Origin of the sequence: Legionella sheltonii, from assembly GCF_026191355.1 — a bacterium.
Taxonomy (GTDB): domain Bacteria; phylum Pseudomonadota; class Gammaproteobacteria; order Legionellales; family Legionellaceae; genus Legionella; species Legionella sheltonii.
The window spans coordinates 233,950-251,502 of record NZ_JAPHOQ010000005.1 but is presented as its reverse complement, the minus strand read 5'-3'; the positions used below and the strand labels follow the sequence as shown (position 1 = coordinate 251,502).

The window sequence follows — 17,553 nt, the reverse complement described above, 5'->3', positions numbered from 1 at the left end:
CAATGCCTATACTGAGTTACATTGTACCGAATTATTATTCTGATATTAAGGACAAAACAAGTAAATATGGCAAAGAAAAATTAGCACTGAATAAAACAGATCAGTTTGGTATGAAGTACAGTGAGTCAATTAAACGTTTTTATTCTAAAGCTGTTGATATTCGTAAATCCAGTTTACCGATTAAAGAGATATCCCAACAGTTGAAAAAACTGGCACATCAGGAATTTCATCATCGGCACAGCACGAGACGCTTTCTTGCAGACATCATACTGATCATCAGTTGTTTTGGTGGTATAGGGCTGATCGTAGGGTTTGGTCGCATGCGATGGGGAACTTCATTTTTGTTTCGTGATGCAAAAACAGCCCGCGAAAAGGAGCTTACAAATAATTGGATGAATAAAAATGCTGAGTCCAATAAACAAGAGGCGCAAGTAGTTAATAGTTACTCGCTGGAATAATGGCGTTTTTAGATCCACCTGAATGTTCTCACACTCTCCTCCTTTTTTCTCCTTAGAAGAGACACTGTAAAATGACCAGCTCCAGAACAACTCAATCCGCTTGGGTGCTCAAAATATTTTTTACTCCTTGAATCTTTTTTTCCAAGGAACTCGAAATGGTTTGATGTTCTGTATGTAACGCAATTTGCCGTAAATCAAGACGAGAAATAATTTTCATCATGGTCGTATTATTGATTTTTCTTGCTTTCCTCAACGTACGTAACTCCTGATGAGCTCCCTCTAAAGCCGCATAGCGTAATTGTCGTTCGAATGTTAAGGCTAATATACTTTCTAATTTTTCATTTTCCGTTCCATGGTTTGATACAATAAATTGATTAAACGAATCCATTAATTTGTTTGCAACCTCAATACACAAAACCCTCTCACGCTCATTGGCCTCTTCACATAAGCGCTCCATTTTTATTTTGATTGCTTCAACGGCTGCTTTAGATAAGGCAAGCACCGCTTCATTTTCTTCATCTTGGTTATGTTTATGAAGCAAGTTTTTCAACCCTGGAGTAATCAAAGGCAAGAGCAAACTACTAATAATTAAAGAACACAGAACAACACCAATCACAAGAATAATTAAAAGTTTGCGCTCAGGAAAAGGTCCTCCATCGACCATATGCGGTAATGATAAAATCGCAGCCAAAGCAATTGCCCCACGGACGCCGCCGAGTGAAAAAGTACTGATTATTTTTAAATTAGGAAAACGCCAGGAACTCTTATTACGTCTGGATATTAATCCTTCAAAAGGTAATGTTAAATAAATCCATAAGGTACGCAGAAGAATTAAGGTCACGGTAATAAGAACAACAATCATTGCGTATTCGGACAAACTGTATCCAGTTGCTTTGAGGAACTTAATTGAATGGGGTAAATATAATCCCAAAAGGATAAAGATAATTCCGTTTAAAGTAATATCAAGAACCTCCCAAACAAAATGACCTTCAAGACGCATTTTGGCCATTGTTCGATCTAAAAATCCGGCCCGGTCTACTGTAAAACCTGCGGCAACAGTAGCCAATATACCTGAAAAACCTAATTTTTCAGCAGCAAGATATACGGTAAAAGGTAAAAGCAGCAATAATAAATTTTCAGTAGTGGTTTCATGAACGTTATGCTTGGTTAACTTACCTAATAGCGAAATAAAAATATAAGTAAGAATTACCCCAACACCAATCCCACCAAGGCTAATGAACAAGAGGCTCCAGATTGCTGCCGTCAGCGAGAACACTCCGGTTAACATCGCAGCAACCGCTAATTTAAACGAAACCAAGCCCGAAGCATCATTTAACAGTGCCTCGCCTTGTAATATATGCATGATGCGATCGGGTATGCGCGCTCCGGCGGTCATTGACCTAAGTGATACAGCATCGGTCGGTGAAAGTGCTGCCGCTAATGCAAAAGCCGCAGGCAAAGGAATAAGTGGAATTAACCAATGCACTAAAAAACCAATTCCAGCCACGGTAAAAAATACCAAACCAATCGATAACATAATAATAGGTCTGGTATAGAGCAAAAACTCACGTTTAGGAAAATGCCAGCTGTCATTAAATAATAAAGGTGGAACAAACAACAACATAAAAAGTTCTGGATTAAATCCTACATCAAAGAAAGCTGGAAATAAATCGGCCAGAAGTGTCCCTATGGCGATTTGTATTAATGGAGTTGGCAGGAAGGAAACAAAGCGTGTAATGACACCAGAAATTACCAGTAGAAAAAGAAGAATTAAACAAATGACCACGCCTTCCATTGTTTTTATTACTCCTAAGATTTATTGAGATTAATCAATTAATGTCTATTTCCCTGTTTGATCTTACCTTAAAACTCAAATCAAATTTGATGCATGAGCATTAACCCTCATTGAGTACTTACTTCTGTTGATTGTAATTCACTTCCAAGGACGCGAATAGAGCTAATTAAGTGCTGATCAACGTTTTTCATTCTGATTAAGCTTCTTATAAGAAACCTCAATTATAATAAATATACAAAGAGAGTATTTTTTATCTAAAATGTATGCCTGATAATTATGGTTTAAGTGAAATTGGTACTGTTGAAGATGCCAATGCTGCATGGCAATCATTTTTTGGTCGTTTTTTTTCGCCGGAAATTCCACCAGGTGTTGATGTCACTTTTGATCCAACAGTACGCGTGTTTGTTCCTAGAGAAAATAAAAATGCTAGGTAACACGATGAACTCGTTACTGAGTATAAGCAAGGTTTAAACAACGAGGAAGAGCGCAAAGAACTGCAATGGTATATGAAAAATAGGGGCTCTAATCTGGCTCTTTGTCATACGGAACGATTTTATATGGATCTGGACTCAACCGTTCCTGCATTTAAAAAATAAAAACCTAAATTCTAAGCATCAAAAAAACTTAAAACAGAATCCTGTGCTGCCATCGTATCGTCAAAACCGAGTTTTATTAATTCTCGGGCGAATTTTTTTTCAAACAATAGAAAACTGAGTAAATCACCGGAATGACGTTTTGCACCAAGAAAATTCAGTAAGATCCGTAATAACATGGGTATATTGTTATAATGAGACTGAGCCACTGTTGCTATATCCACACTGGGGCGTAAATGTAACGTTTGAATAGGCCGCCAGGGAGCATGCTTCTTTTTCTCCAGGGGTAACATATGCGCCATCGAGTTCATGTGACTCACCATTTCTAGATCACGCTCGAGGTTATCTAAAAATAATCCATTGACCATGCTACCCAAAACACGTGTGAAATCAATCTCGCTACCCTGTAATTTTTCTGGATTTCGTACATCAGGTAGTTTTCGAGTGCCAATAATTAAAATTTTATCTACTTGGCAACGGATAGCGCCACGTAGGGGAGCCGCTAATCCCACATGCCCATCTCCATAATGAAATCCATCTATTTTTGCAGGAGGGAAAAACAAGGGTAATGAAGTGGACGCCAGGAAATACTCCATTTGCAGATTCACTCGTTGACTACTATGAAGCGGATCATTCCAATCCTCAAAATCCTCTGCATGATGCTGATAAAACGAGATGGTTCTTTGAGTTTCATAACAGCTGCTGATGATCTCCATCATGTCTAAGTGCTTATTTTTAATGGCACATTCCAAACTCTCAAAATGAATAATGTTCTTAATAAAATCCTCTAAAGGCGATGTATCAAGGATATGTCCTAAGAGACGTTGCTTCATCAGCATACTGCTCATATTACGCATAGCCGCTTTGCTTAGTGCATAATTACTGGACTTAAAAATATGCTCACAGGTAATATCACGCCATAATTCCTCTAACTTGTTGGCGCCAGCAGAAAAATCAAGCACATTTCCACCTAATACACCCGCATTAATACTGCCAACACTGGCTCCAGTAAGCATGTTGAAGGGAATTTTTTTTGAACCAAGAATGGTGTTGATCGCCTTGATCACCCCAGCCTGATAAGCTCCGCGGGCTCCACCACCCGCCAAATAAAGCGCTATTTTGGTCATTGCTGATTTTCTTAGAAAGAGAAGTAAAAATATAGCTTTGTTATCCGCTAGTGGCAAGTGCATCAGGTCGTATTACCCTGACGCGAATATAGGGCTAGTCTCCTTAATGCCGACTGATCATAAAATGCATTAACTGATTGACTTTTGAACTAAAAGGGAATACCATGAAACATGCTTATTTTTTATACTCATCATGCAAGAACCTTTAGAAATCAAACATCCATTTCTGAGGCGCGTTAAAGAAAGCGATTATCAGCGAGTTTGGGAAATATGGATGCAAGATCATATAATCCAATGGATGTCTTTTACTAAAAAAGATTTGGTATCCTTTAAAGCAACCTTTGACCGTCTCAATCAACAAAGCGACGTCTACGTCATGGTCGATTTAATCGATGACAAAGAAACAATTGTTGGTGTTCGTCGAATAAAATATCTCTCTGGACCTTATGAACATGTTGCGGAATTTTGTTCCATGGGAGTGGATAGCCAGTACCTCAATAAAGGCTATGGCAAAGTTTTTTGGAAAGAATTTGAAGAAATTGTAAAACAAAATCCTAAAGTTAAATGCATTCGTTTCACTCAAAGTGGCGGAAACAACAAAGCGTTCCATCTTTCGGATTCCATAGGTTATAAAACAGAAGCAGTATTTCCAGATTGGTTACAGCGTTCTGGAGAGGATCAAAAAAGTCATTATTATCTTATTGAACGCTTTAGTTATAAGATAATTGATGAAGCATTACTTGAAAAATCAAAATCTTTTGCATCAAAAAAATATGAACCAAAACTGCCGCCTCTCTTGGATGAAACATCCAGTCATTTAACCGTGCAACGAGTAAACAACAAAATTCAAGTGTTACACGATAAGACCCTGATCCTTGATTTTGATTATTATCCTGATGAAAGCGTGATTCAGCATATTACCTTTCTCGAAGATCTTAAGATTCATCAAAATGATAAAAAACTTTGTACTGCTGCATTAAGATTGGCTTTAAATTCTATATTGACAGAGAACCGGGTAAAAAAACTTGAACTGTTCACTCATGACGACAAAGCCATAGAACTATGCGCAGAATTAGGTTTTTGGATTCGAGGTGAACGGCCTGCGTCTTACTGCCAAGAAGATAAGTATTTAAATGAATTAGGTGTTGAGTACAGTTTTTTTGATATCAAGGATGCGCACTCTTTATTTAACAGTTTTAAACACAATGAAGGCATAACGGCAAAATTAAATGAGTTGCAGCAGATCATTAATTCCCTTGAAGAAAAAGGAGTTTGTGATTCATTCGGTAAAAATTATCTGGCAAATATAATCTATCAGATTGTTCGTGATGAGCTTTTAGAACAAAAATTATATGTATCTTTAGAAGACAAACCATGGGAAAAAGTGTTAACCCAATGTCCTGAAGTATTTGCCCAAACAGCAAAACAATTACAGTCTGCTTTAATTATTTTACGCCACCCCCAAAAGGAAGAGGCTAAACCCAGCCAAATCGGAATATTCAGCGGATTTAAGCCCCCCTCTTCCGAGCAAGACACTGATACCAAAACATTGAGCACCAATCCATTGGATTACCTTTAAACAGATTATTTCGAACAAGTGAGGAATCTCCTGAATGTGGCATAGACGATGTTTTGGAAAAAGGTGTCACCATGAAGAGAGTCTTCCTCTTAAGCTCCTCAAGATAATGAAGTGATAATTTAGTGAAGAAAAAATTTTCTATTTATTAGGGCGTGTTGACAATTCATCCCCACCGCCTACGTGCCGCGACGTGTTCGCGGCAACCAGCCGATCTTAATCAGTGGCAAATTTCTTCATAAAGATCATGCCATTCTGTATTTAGGTTCTCAATCAAATTTAACTTCCACTGCCTGGGCCAATTTTTGAATCGCTTTTCACGTCGAGCAGCTTCTATATAGGTTTCATGAACCTCATAATAAACCAATATATGTACATTGTACTTAGCTGTAAATCCCGGAATCAGGTTGTTTTTATGTTCCCAGACTCGTTTAATTAAATCTGATGTTGAACCAGCGTATAGTGTACCATTTCGCTTGCTTGCCATAATATAGACATAAAATGACTTCATTTGGCTTCCTTGTTTTGCTCAGAGTGTTGGACTCAATGCGATGATATCACCTAAATTTCACGGATTACATTGGTAGCCAAATATAGGAACAAGCCATTGCGAGCATTGACGCATCATTTCTCTTCAATTGATCATCTCTTGTGGCAACAGCTCGAAAATGTTTAAGTCGCGCAAATACGTTTTCAACTAGATGACGATATTTGTATGGACCCCAATCAATATCAGCATTCCCAGTTTTAGAGTTCGTCTTCCGAGGAATCATTGGAGTAGATGATTTTTGCCTAATCTGATCTCGAATTTCCTCGCTATCATATCCTTTGTCTGCAATGGTGTAATCAGCTTTAGGGAGTGTTTCAATGAGACCTGAAGCTGCTTTAGCATCATGTACCTCTCCGCCAGTCAATTGAAATTCAATCGGAAGGCCGCAAGCATCAACTGCCCTATGAATTTTTGTTGTATTACCACCAACGGATTTCCCTATTGCTTGATGTTTCTTTCCTATGCCGCCTGAGCTATGTTGATGGGCACGAACGATACTGCCATCAATAAATTCCCATTCAAGATCAGGATGTTGTATGAGCGCTTTGAAAATCATCATCAACTTGTTCTTTGAGGACCAACGATTGAATTGTTGATAGGCAGAATTCCAAAATCCAAACTCTTTAGGTAGGTCTCGCCAAGGGCAGCCTACACGCATGCGATATAACATTGCCTCAACCATCATACGAAGATTAGGTTTGTCATATATCTGATGTTGTAGCATTATCTCCTTTAGCTTAGACCATAGCTCATCACTGAGCATCAGTCTAGCCATTGCAAACTCGTTTTATACTTGATATTGAAATCGATATATTATGAGTTTGCTCTTATTCATCAATCGATTAGAGCAATGAATTAAGTTCATCTTTAACTTGACCAGTTCCTGGATGCCGCGAACACGTCGCGGCACGTAGCCGGTGGGGATAAATTGTCAACACGCCCTAATAAGTGATACAGTCCAATCAATTCAATATTACTTAGAAGTATTGACAGAATCATCAACTAAGCTGTATATTAATAATACAAATATTTTTTACAGAATTTTTATGTCCCTTTCTACTGTACACCACAAGTTAAATAAAGAAGCAGCTTTCGCACAAGCGTTTGCTTGCTTTTTTTATTTTAGCTTTTTTAGCCCGCAGCTGGGTGGTCGGTAGAAAGTAACTAACACTCCAACCCCCAGCTTAGTCTGGGGGTTTTGGTACCCGAATTCCCAGACAAGAAAAAGCATGGGAGTTGGATAGAACCCAAAGAGGAGTGTCCATCATGCACCATCAATCGCGAACACATCGTGCCCAGGCTCTATCCAAAGTACTTACTGTATGTAGGAGGGGATGATGAGCTATTCCGTCTTAAAGAAACTACCTCCTGTAGAAGAAATTATTCAAGAAATTCCATTGTCTCCTTTGGCCCACCAACAAATTGCTCGTGACCGGGAAGAGGTCAAAGCCATTTTAGAAGGTCGTGATAACCGTCTCTTAATGATAGTCGGACCTTGTTCTGCGTGGCCGAAAAAAGCAGTACTGGAATATGCTCACCGTTTAGTGCAATTAAACAAGAAAGTGAAAAACGAATTAAAACTCATTATGCGAGTTTATATTCAAAAACCGCGAACAACTAAGGGATGGACCGGTCCTGTAAACCAACCTGATTTATTCTCAGCCCCAGATATTGCATCTGGAATAAAATATACCCGAGATATGATGGTTAAGGTCATTGAAATGGGATTGCCCATCGCTGATGAAGCATTGTTTACCCATAATGCTAAAGGATTTCTGGAACTTCTGTCTTGGGTTGCAATTGGGGCCCGCAGTTCTGAAGATCAGGAGCATCGAATTTTTGCTTCCTCCCTAGACTGCGCTGTAGGATTAAAAAACCCCACTCACGGTTCATTGGCTATCGGCGTAAATAGTATTGTTGCCTCCCAACATGATCATGTTGCGGTATTCGATGGCTACGAAGTACAAACCCATGGAAATCCGCACGCGCATATGGTTTTACGCGGCTCCAATAATGCCCCTAATTATTCCATTACCCATCTTAAAGAAGTAAAACATCATATGGACATGCATCAGATCATCAACCCGTCGATTATTGTTGATGTCAGCCATGATAATTGCTTGGTAGACGGCAAAAAAAATCACCAATTACAACCTGCTATTGCTTTAAACGTTTTAAAAAGCATTCAAAGCCACCCGGATTTAAAAAAGTTGGTTAAAGGTTTCATGATGGAAAGTTTTATCAAAGAAGGGAATCAAAAAGTTGATGCGATGAATCCGGACGACCTTGATTTAAGCGGGCTATCGATTACGGATCCATGCCTCAGTTGGGAACAGACCGAAACGTTTTTGCTGGAACTCGCTAAGATGCGCTCTTTAGAAACAAATGAGTTGGCAATGGAGGTACAGGTATGAATACTTTATTTGGTATTTCAGGAGATGCAGGTTCGTTTTCTGAGGAAGCGGCCTTGGTGTATGCGAAGCAAAAAGGGCTAGCTCCAACTCTTGTTCACTTACTGGATATGGAAGGTGTTCTGCTTGCAATCGAAAATGAACGTGTCGATCTGGGTATAGTGCCTGTCGTAAATCTTATAGGTGGATTGGTCAAGCCAGCATTCCAAGCCATGGGAAGACATTTATTTACTCCTATTGATGAACTATGGCATGAAATCAATCAATGTCTCCTCGTACGACCAGGCATTCAATCCCATCAAATTACGCACATTGTGTCACATCCTCAAGGGTTTGCCCAATGCCGTCAATTTCTACAAAAAAATTTCAGCAACACGGAACAACTGGAATGGATTGATACAGCAAAAGCAGCCAAGGACTTAGCGGAAGGAATATTGCCACCCCATTCAGCAATCATTGCCTCAGCACGTTGTGCCGAACTGTATGGTTTAGAAATAAAGGCAGCAAAAATCCAAGACAGCCATCCCAATCGAACTGCTTTTATCCTGGTAAAAAACGCACGACTTCTCAAGTAAGGAGGATATCATGCCTACACTCGAAGAATTGAGAAAACAAATTGAACAGACTGATGCTTGCATCATTGAAATATTGGCAAAGCGTCAAGAACTTTCAAAACAAATTGGTGCGCTAAAATCGCAAGAAGGAAAAAAAGTACTGGACCGCTCGCGTGAAAAGCAATTGTTTGAGTATTATGAACATTTGTCCAAGCAGTACCACTTGCAAGAGGAATTTATTAATCGCTTATTCAAAATCATCATATCCAACTCGAGAAAGGTGCAAAAATAATGAATCATTTTATAAAAAAGAGGTTACCTGAAGATTCTGCAACCGTGGCGATTAATTCATTAGCTCAGCTAAAAATAAATGAAGGCATTAAAATTTATAACCTCAGCGCCGGTGAGCCCAAATTGCCCCCCCATCCCGCAATTGTTACTGCGACCACATACGCCCTGGAACAAGGACAAACCCTTTATCCTCCAGTAGCAGGTATTTCGGAACTACGGGATCTAGCCAGTGTATGGATGAATAAAACGTATGGCTGTTCGTTTAAAAAAGAAAACTGTCTTGTCGTAAATGGTGGAAAATTTGGAATCTATTTGCTGATGCAATTACTAGTGCAACAAAACGATGAAGTCATTATCCCCGCCCCCTATTGGGTTTCTTATCCAGCGATGACTCAGTTATTTGGCGGAAATCCAGTCATCGTTGACACCAAAGAAACAGATGGATGGAAGTTGACAGCCCAGTCACTGAAAAAAGCATGTACGCCGCAAAGTAAACTTCTTATTCTGAATAACGCCACTAATCCAACCGGCGCATTATATACTGAAGACGAGCTTCTTGAACTGCTGCACGTTGCGCAGGAACACGATCTACTCGTTATCGCGGATGAAGTATACAGTGCCCTCACCTACGATGGGCATTCCTATATATCGTGTGGTTCTTTTCCCCAATATCAGGACCGGGTTATTGTTATTCAAAGTTGCTCAAAAAATTTTGCCATGACCGGCTGGCGAATTGGTTTTGTTTTCGCGCCCCAATCCATCATTCAACCCTTAACTGCATTGGTTAGTCAAAGCACCAGCGGCGTAACCACTTTAAGTCAATCGGCAGCTATGGCGGCTTTAACTGAAATAAATTATGTAAGTATTTGGGTACAACAATGCATGCAAAAAAGAAGAGATACGCTTATTAATGCTTTAAATGATGCTTTTGGCTTAACCCTAACTACCCCAGCTTCATCACTCTATCTGTTCCTGTCATTAAAAAGCCTGGGTTTTAACAAGGCAAGCTCGGAAGAATTTTGTAAACACGCTTTGGAAGAAGCTCATGTTGCCCTGGTTCCAGGAATTGCATTTGGCAAAGAAGGTTATGTGCGGATGTCTTTTGGAGCCGACGGAGACGATTTAAAAGCAGGAGTTGATGCATTAGCTCAGTGGCTGTATTCCCAATAAAAGCAGACACTGCCAACTCAACTCCTTTCAAAAACAACTCTCAAAGAAACGTCCCTGGTGCTGAGCCTCTGTATGCGCCAGACTCTTAATCGACCAATAATTCAAATTTTAACCTATATGATCACTATGTTTACATTAAAGGCAATCAATGTGTATAATTAATAATCATCCATAGAAAAGGTGCTGTCATGGTCAAGATTGTTGTCCAAAAAGATAACCATGAGCTCGTTTTGCTGGATACAGAAAACATCAGGTTAAGTGAAGCATCCGAATATTATAAAAAACTTTCATCCTTCGAAAAGATTGATGAAGCCTTGGAAGTCATGTCGAGTTTTGATATGGGCGACAAGGACAATTGGAGAGTCGCAATACTGTTCAAGAGTCTAAAGAAAAAACAAGAAGATTCTAAAGAATCAGAAATCAGCTCACTCTTACAACAGTGCAAGAATTTTTCATCAATTTATATACCTAATTCGGAACAGCTTGGAAGCATGAAGAAATTACGCTGTTATCGAGTAGGAGCAGATGCTGGAGCAGGTTTTAAAGACGGTGATTTAGACATTCTAGGGACCGAAGGGTTTTTACACTGTACCGGTGTTTTGGTCGCCACAACCGATGCAAAAGGCACGCCTTGTTATTATGTCGCCCATATATTTGGGGATCGAACCACAACGAGTGCCGTTCAAGAAGAATTGGATCGAATTCTTTCTGACCTACATAAGCTTACAGACAGAAAACTCCGTTGGTCGGACTTAGAAGATCAAGTGACCTTAGTAGGTCCTGGAAGCGAATATGAAGAACCAAGCCTATGCTATAAACAAACTTTTAAATTATTAACGCAAGCAAAAGCAAATCCTACACCTTTATTTGGTGACAGCGTTGCTTTCAACATCACGGGAGACGGCGAATTAATCATCTTAGATCCAATAGCTCAATTAAACGAGGGGATTCAATCCCAACTACCGAGAGTAGGACATGGCATATATTCTCCTGTTGATAATAAAGACGCTGATGAATCAATAACAACGATTGAACAACAAATTGCCGATGCAATTTCAGGGGATGAGTTTCCGTATAAAGATCATTCTGTTGTTAGCAAATTATAATTGGAATTTTTTCAGATCGAGCCTACGCAGGGATGATGGGATGGGCCCACAAGCTTCCAATTTTTACTTACCGACTTAATCTCTTTATTTTTATTCAGCTTTGTATGTTATTAACAATCATAGAGACACTGTGCACGCAAAGGTTGCCTTTTAAATTGTAAAAAAATCGCAATAAATTGTGGTTTAATCGGTGATTCAAATCATTGCTGGGTTATATTATTACAAGTTGAATTTTTTTTGTTTTTATAAAAAGATTATTGTGGAGATACATTATGTCGACGTCTGAAGAAGAAATGAGAAACAGATTATTGGCGGAAAAAACTGAAGAAGAGCGAGAAAAAAAGAAACATCAGCTGCAAGAATTAGAACTTGAAGAGCAAAATAGAAAAAAAACCATAATCAAACCGGAACAAATGAATAAGGATTGGCCCAAAATAGTTGAAGACTTCAAAAAACAATATGGCAAAGAGCCTGACAAAAATGGGGCGCTGGTTTTTGATTCACCCGAAGAAGTAACCAAATTTTTCCTAGCGCAAGCCACTGCGACACCCCCCCGAGAATTTCATGGTGTCCAATTAGGTCAAGATGGCAAGCCCATAGATAACCACGTATATTCCTGTGGTAGTGGCCATCTTTTTCAAGGCAGCTTAAAAGAAATTCAAACTCAAATTAAAAAAGCTTTAGAAAATGATCCTGAAAATCAAAAACTCAAAAATGGGCAAGTATATATTGAAAATTTAATAAATCCCCAGAAAACTATTGAGATGCGCCGCAACATAAGTGACTTGAAAAGTTCTGGAGAAGAAGCCTTATCCGAATCACACAGAAATTCCATGGGCAGCAGTTTTTAATCACCACAGATAGCCTGTATAGGCTATTTTTCCTGTATCTGAGTTCACTTATTCTTCTATTTTATAAGTTTTTTTACTTATTATTCCTATACGTAATGCATTTCAGCTGGAGTTAAGCCCTACATAAAAATGGCTAAACCCATGTTGGTGCATTGAAGTGACTTAAGACAAACTCTATAATTTCATTTAATTAAAAATCACAGGATAGAGCATGAAAATAGAAGAAACCACTCAACCAGTTGAAACCTTAACCAATGAAGATTATTCCAAGGCAATGAACTTTATTGGTCAAAATTTATTGTCCTCTTTAGTACAATCAGTGGAAAAATTACCGCCTCATTTTCGAAATAGCAATGTCATATCCCAGGCGCTCTCTGCATTTTTGGCAAATATTATTTACAAACAAACCCCGGGAAATCCTGAGTCCCGCCAACAAATGCTTGAGGCAATCACCAACCTTGTGCGAATGCAACTGAACAACATCCCAAATCCATCAAAATAAGAATGGAATGATTCCGTATTAATTGATACGGAATCAAAGATAAGCCGCATTAAATTCAGCTTCACTCATAAACAATCGTTTTTCCTTGAAATTGCCTAGATGAATGTTTTTTTCACGGTATTTGTTAAAAAATTTAACTGGCTTGTAAATTATTTGTGGCGGTTGGTACGTATTATTTGCCCGATATTCATTATAATTCGGGTTTATTTTACGAAGGTTATCATCTAATAACTGAATCGAAGTGTCTAAATTGGCTATTGGCGTCGATAAAATAAAAACGAGCCGATTACCCGATCTACAATCAAGATAAACGGCAAAATCATGAATAGGTTGTTTGAGTGCATGAGCAAGACCTTCCACCACCTGTTTTATTTCAGAAACAAGGATTTTTTCAGAAATTAGGGAAATTTGTTCTTTTGCACGCGCAAAAAATTTGAAGGTAAGTGGTTTCACAGAGGTGATCTCAATAATATCTTCCATTTCATAATTGATTAAGCCGGCAAGGGTTGTGACATAAATAAGATAACGCTCCCCCTCTTTTAGCTCATGCAATTGCAAGAACTCGGAATCATCTCGATTCTGTTTAAATTGATAAAAGACATCAAAGGGATTAAAAACAAGGCCAGGCCAATCACTATGTAACGTATGCCCAAAAAAGCCTTCCGCAGCAGAATAATGCTCTAAAAATAGGAGCTTTTTCTCAGTGCTTACATCACCTATCCAACTTTTTTTAAGGTAATCGATCTGCGAAGAAGATAAAAAATTTCCTCCATAGACACATACCGATAAATTACTCCATAACTGCTGCAGATAATTTACATTAAAATAGGATAATGCTTTTGCAGTAACTAATTGGATAATCGCTGGAAAACCTAAAATCATGCGAATATCTTGATCTTTAATTTCTTCAAAAATACGTGTCATTCGTATTTGTGCATCTGGAATAGACAATGTTTTTGCAGATGGGTATAGCAAGTCCTTATAAAGCCAATGCCGCTTTGAATTCATATAACCAGATATGAAGCCTACAGGCAAAGCAGTAGGAGAATCATAGATATAGGGTTGCGCACTCAAATACAGAGCCTTGCCATCAAATAACTCCTCAGGATTATTTAATTCATTGGAGTACCCTGCATATAAGCTAAAACTAATGCGTACCAAGTTGTTGATTAAACTTGGGGTTATTGGAATGTATTTGGGACCACCAGTAGTTCCTGAGGTTAAAGAAATGGCTTTAATAGGCTCCCAACTGAAGAATCCCTGTTTCCCTTCATGATAGATTTTTTCAAACTCAGGCCGTAACATTTCATAATTAAAAGCAGGTAGTGTTCGTGCATTATCCATAGTTTTTAATCGAGATAAGCCACATTGGATGCCAAGCTCTGTTTTTCTGCACGTATTGATAATTTTTTTAAGTGCTGCATTCTGATAAGGATATGGATCATAAGCGCTTTTTTCGATTTTTTTGGCGTAATGACGAATAATGGGGATACCAAAATTTTTTAGAATCCAATGGCGGAACATGCTTCTGGCCTATAGTTTATAAAAACCAAATGTCTCATTACATTTAAGTTTAGATTATGGGCAATTAGTTTGTCTTAACCGGAGATTTTAATTCAGTGATAAAACAACTGACCTAAGTCTCATTCACCAAATAAAAAATCATGAGTAGACGGAATACTTTATAATATATCTAAGCTGGTTGATTTATAAAATCCAATCCTGTTCCTATAATGTAGGATAAACCCCATGTATCTTTGAACTTATAATCAATTAAAATTAGGAACTAAGGTTTTAATTTCTCAATGGACTTGAACATGATTATTTCCTCTATTACTGACTATCGTGAAGCGGCTCGACGGAAACTTCCTCGATTTTTGTTTGATTATATTGATGGCGGTGCTTTTGCCGAACAAACACTTAAGGCCAATACTGAAGATCTTGCCAAGGTACTATTACGGCAAAGGATTTTAAAAAATGTAGGACATCTCAATTTTGCAACAGAACTCTTAGGACAAAAGCTGGCAATGCCAGTCATCTTAAGCCCCGTAGGTCTTACCGGAATGTACGCCCGGCGAGGTGAGGTCCAAGTAGCCAAAGCAGCTGCAGAAAAAGGAATACCTTTTGCCTTATCTACAGTTTCTGTATGCTCTTTGGAAGAAGTATCCGCTCATAGTTCCCAGCCTGTCTGGTTTCAACTGTACGTACTCAAAGATCGAGGCTTTATGCAGAGTATGCTGGAGCGGGCTCAAACTTGTGGTGTGACTCATCTGGTATTCACAGTAGATATGTCCACTCCAAGTGCTCGCTATCGAGATGCACGCTCAGGAATGTCTGGTCCATTTGCCCGTGAACGTCGATTCTTGCAAGCCCTAATGAAACCCTCCTGGGCTTATCAGGTGGGCATTATGGGACGTCCACATGATCTCGGAAATATTTCGACCTATTTAAAAAAATCGATAGGACTAAAAAATTATATAGGGTGGTTAAATAACAATTTTGATCCCTCAATCAGTTGGCGAGATCTGGAATGGATACGTCATTTTTGGAAAGGACCCTTACTCATCAAAGGAATACTTGATCCAGAAGATGCAAAAGATGCTGTAACATTCGGGGCAGATGGAATTATCGTCTCTAATCATGGCGGGCGGCAACTTGACGGCGTATTATCCACCGCAAAAGCGCTGCCTATGATTGCAGATAAGGTCCATTCAGACCTCACAATTCTTGCTGATTCAGGGGTGCGCTCGGGGCTCGATGTGGTACGAATGCTGGCTCTCGGCGCCCAAGCAGTGCTTCTAGGTAGACCGACAGCATATGCTTTAGCGGCAAGAGGACAAGCTGGAGTGGAACATATGCTTGAGTTGATACGAAACGAAATGGGTATTGCCATGACCTTGATGGGCGTAGGTACGTCTACAGAAATTAACCGAACTCATCTTTGTCCTGGTTCATGAATTCGAAATCCTCCCCTTTCACATTTTGCTCTACTTCTGAGCATCCTAACGCCCCTTAAGACTTTGTTCCTTTCCTTAGGCAGGTGTTCTTAACACCTGTGGCTTTATTCAGCATCAGTGGTATTAATCTGGTAAAATAAAAATAACATTTACAGCTAAATGCAATATACCTCTGTTGGGTCTATTATGAAATACATCATGCATGCAAATGCAATCCGACGTGAAAGCGCTTTAAAAATTGGTGCAGGCAGTGAGATGAGTTGTAACACTATAAATAACCTAATAATTTTTTAGGAGCCAATATATGGAAAATAAATTGGAACTTATTGAAAATGAATCTTCACCTCAGCGACTACCCGTCAAAGAATGTGAAGTGAGTCCTAATCCGCAAGGCACCAATTTGTTCTTTACAGTTCAGCACAAGAACAATTTCGCTCCTTTGTATCCCAAAAAATTATCTATTGCTCATGTTGCCCAAGGAGCTATGAGTGGCGATTGTTATCTTCTCTCGGTCATCAATGCAATCCTTGCTTTACCGAATGGAGAACAATACATTCGTGAAGCAATGATTGATAAAAAGAATAAAATTTATGTCCGTTTTTTTAAGGATGATAAGCCGCAATGGCTCATTATTGAAAAATCATTACCTACATCCTGGGGTATTTTAAGTTCGGGCAAAATCTGGGTCCGTTTTCTTGAAAAAGCCTATGTTACTTTTATGGGCGGCAATTATAATAAAACGCTAACCAGCGGCGATAGTCGAACCGCGTTAAAAGCATTTCTTGGGGGTTTTACTGAATCAATCCCTATCCCGCAACAAGCACAATCCCCCCTTGCTCAATTATATAAAAAAGTAATTTATGGCTGTAATGGTAAAGACATTTATTCTTTAATTTTTCTGTTGCGCCCTCATGATAAATTAGCAAGTATCACCAATATGCTCCAATATATTTTTGCGGATCAGCAACCGCTATTGCATGAGTGGTGGAACTGGGTCCATTTGAATCAAAAGTACATCGAGCAATTGCTTAAAGAAAATCCCTTTTTAACAAAAGAAGCGTTCATTTGCTTTTTAGAACAACGAATGCATCACAGCATAGATCCCCCAGTTACAGCGATTTCAGCCGTCACACGCTGGTTGCACCGTTATGCAATTTTGCCAGGAGAAAACGAGTACAGTTATGATGAGATTGATTTGTTCCTTTCATTAAAAAAAGCTCATACAGAACAAAAACCCATCGTCTGTAGTCCTAAAGAAGATCCGCCTGAAGGAATTACCATGCAGCATACCTATGCGTTGATTGACACTATGGAAAGTAAGCTAACTCATCGAAAATTTGTCATTCTTCGCAATCCACATCATGAAAACCGTCATTGGTTCTCTCATTACCTCTTCTATGGCGGACGATATTCAATCGAACAAGAAGAAAATGGACAAATTCAATTGATTACTTTACCAGTAAGACGCTCTACTTTTACTATGGAACTCAGAGATTTTGCTCATGCATTTGCGTATGTTGATTGTGGTCGCTCTTTGTTAGACAAACAACTTCAACAAGAACTTGAACACAGCGCTACTTTTAAAAACTATGGATAATTTATTCTATGGCAA

At 38.9% G+C, this 17,553-nt stretch carries 17 protein-coding genes; 12 read left to right on the top strand and 5 right to left on the bottom strand.

Annotated elements, in window-relative coordinates; genetic code table 11:
* Positions 1-2: 2 nt before the first annotated feature.
* Positions 3-458, top strand: a complete 456-nt coding sequence (locus OQJ26_RS07485) for a hypothetical protein (protein ID WP_265703247.1) — start codon at positions 3-5, stop codon at positions 456-458.
* 91 nt (positions 459-549) lie between these two features.
* Here OQJ26_RS07485 and OQJ26_RS07480 read toward each other — a convergent pair whose 3' ends face one another.
* The gene (locus OQJ26_RS07480) at positions 550-2,253 is read right to left on the bottom strand and encodes a Na+/H+ antiporter (RefSeq protein ID WP_265703246.1); all 1,704 of its coding nucleotides are present in this window, start codon (positions 2,251-2,253) and stop codon (positions 550-552) included.
* A 263-nt stretch (positions 2,254-2,516) separates the two neighbouring features.
* Here OQJ26_RS07480 and OQJ26_RS07475 point away from each other — a divergent pair, with 263 nt between their 5' ends.
* Positions 2,517-2,687 (top strand): hypothetical protein, encoded by a 171-nt coding sequence (locus tag OQJ26_RS07475; protein ID WP_265703245.1) that lies wholly within the window; start codon positions 2,517-2,519, stop codon positions 2,685-2,687.
* Positions 2,688-2,860: 173 nt separating this feature from the next.
* Here OQJ26_RS07475 and OQJ26_RS07470 read toward each other — a convergent pair whose 3' ends face one another.
* A complete protein-coding gene (locus OQJ26_RS07470) occupies positions 2,861-3,973 on the bottom strand; it encodes a patatin-like phospholipase family protein (RefSeq protein WP_265703244.1) in 1,113 nt (370 codons plus the stop codon).
* A gap of 274 nt (positions 3,974-4,247) precedes the next feature.
* Here OQJ26_RS07470 and OQJ26_RS07465 point away from each other — a divergent pair, with 274 nt between their 5' ends.
* Complete coding sequence (locus OQJ26_RS07465) at positions 4,248-5,552, top strand: GNAT family N-acetyltransferase (protein ID WP_265703243.1); 1,305 nt, start codon at positions 4,248-4,250, stop codon at positions 5,550-5,552.
* Positions 5,553-5,769: 217 nt separating this feature from the next.
* On the opposite strand, the gene OQJ26_RS07460 is transcribed toward OQJ26_RS07465, so the two are convergent.
* On the bottom strand, positions 5,770-6,060 hold the full coding sequence (locus OQJ26_RS07460) for a GIY-YIG nuclease family protein (protein WP_265701926.1): 291 nt from the start codon (positions 6,058-6,060) through the stop codon (positions 5,770-5,772).
* Between the two features lie 64 nt (positions 6,061-6,124).
* Positions 6,125-6,874 carry an IS5 family transposase gene (locus OQJ26_RS07455; protein WP_265703242.1) on the bottom strand — a complete coding sequence of 250 codons (750 nt, stop codon included), beginning with the start codon at positions 6,872-6,874 and terminating at the stop codon, positions 6,125-6,127.
* Between the two features lie 562 nt (positions 6,875-7,436).
* On the opposite strand from OQJ26_RS07455, the gene OQJ26_RS07450 reads away from it, so the two are divergent.
* The 7 genes from OQJ26_RS07450 to OQJ26_RS07420 all read left to right on the top strand — a co-directional run bounded on the left by OQJ26_RS07450 (position 7,437) and on the right by OQJ26_RS07420 (position 12,984).
* On the top strand, positions 7,437-8,513 hold the full coding sequence (locus OQJ26_RS07450; protein ID WP_265703241.1) for a 3-deoxy-7-phosphoheptulonate synthase: 1,077 nt from the start codon (positions 7,437-7,439) through the stop codon (positions 8,511-8,513).
* Positions 8,510-9,085 (top strand): prephenate dehydratase, encoded by a 576-nt coding sequence (locus OQJ26_RS07445; protein ID WP_265703240.1) that lies wholly within the window; start codon positions 8,510-8,512, stop codon positions 9,083-9,085. Before OQJ26_RS07450 ends, OQJ26_RS07445 begins: the two co-directional genes overlap by 4 nt.
* 10 nt (positions 9,086-9,095) lie before the next feature.
* A complete protein-coding gene (locus OQJ26_RS07440) occupies positions 9,096-9,356 on the top strand; it encodes a chorismate mutase (protein ID WP_265703239.1) in 261 nt (86 codons plus the stop codon).
* Positions 9,356-10,525 carry a pyridoxal phosphate-dependent aminotransferase gene (locus OQJ26_RS07435; RefSeq protein WP_265703238.1) on the top strand — a complete coding sequence of 390 codons (1,170 nt, stop codon included), beginning with the start codon at positions 9,356-9,358 and terminating at the stop codon, positions 10,523-10,525. Before OQJ26_RS07440 ends, OQJ26_RS07435 begins: the two co-directional genes overlap by 1 nt.
* A 188-nt stretch (positions 10,526-10,713) precedes the next feature.
* Complete coding sequence (locus OQJ26_RS07430) at positions 10,714-11,631, top strand: hypothetical protein (RefSeq protein ID WP_265703237.1); 918 nt, start codon at positions 10,714-10,716, stop codon at positions 11,629-11,631.
* Between the two features lie 272 nt (positions 11,632-11,903).
* On the top strand, positions 11,904-12,482 hold the full coding sequence (locus OQJ26_RS07425) for a hypothetical protein (RefSeq protein ID WP_265703236.1): 579 nt from the start codon (positions 11,904-11,906) through the stop codon (positions 12,480-12,482).
* 211 nt (positions 12,483-12,693) lie between these two features.
* Positions 12,694-12,984, top strand: a complete 291-nt coding sequence (locus tag OQJ26_RS07420; RefSeq protein ID WP_265703235.1) for a hypothetical protein — start codon at positions 12,694-12,696, stop codon at positions 12,982-12,984.
* A gap of 33 nt (positions 12,985-13,017) precedes the next feature.
* On the opposite strand, the gene OQJ26_RS07415 is transcribed toward OQJ26_RS07420, so the two are convergent.
* Entirely contained in the window at positions 13,018-14,508 is a 1,491-nt protein-coding gene (locus OQJ26_RS07415; protein ID WP_265703234.1) for a GH3 family acyl-acid amido synthetase, read from the bottom strand.
* A 293-nt stretch (positions 14,509-14,801) separates the two neighbouring features.
* Here OQJ26_RS07415 and lldD point away from each other — a divergent pair, with 293 nt between their 5' ends.
* Positions 14,802-15,941 (top strand): FMN-dependent L-lactate dehydrogenase LldD, encoded by a 1,140-nt coding sequence (gene lldD / locus OQJ26_RS07410; protein WP_265703233.1) that lies wholly within the window; start codon positions 14,802-14,804, stop codon positions 15,939-15,941.
* Between the two features lie 304 nt (positions 15,942-16,245).
* A complete protein-coding gene (locus OQJ26_RS07405) occupies positions 16,246-17,538 on the top strand; it encodes a C2 family cysteine protease (protein ID WP_265703232.1) in 1,293 nt (430 codons plus the stop codon).
* The last annotated feature ends 15 nt before the right edge of the window (positions 17,539-17,553 follow it).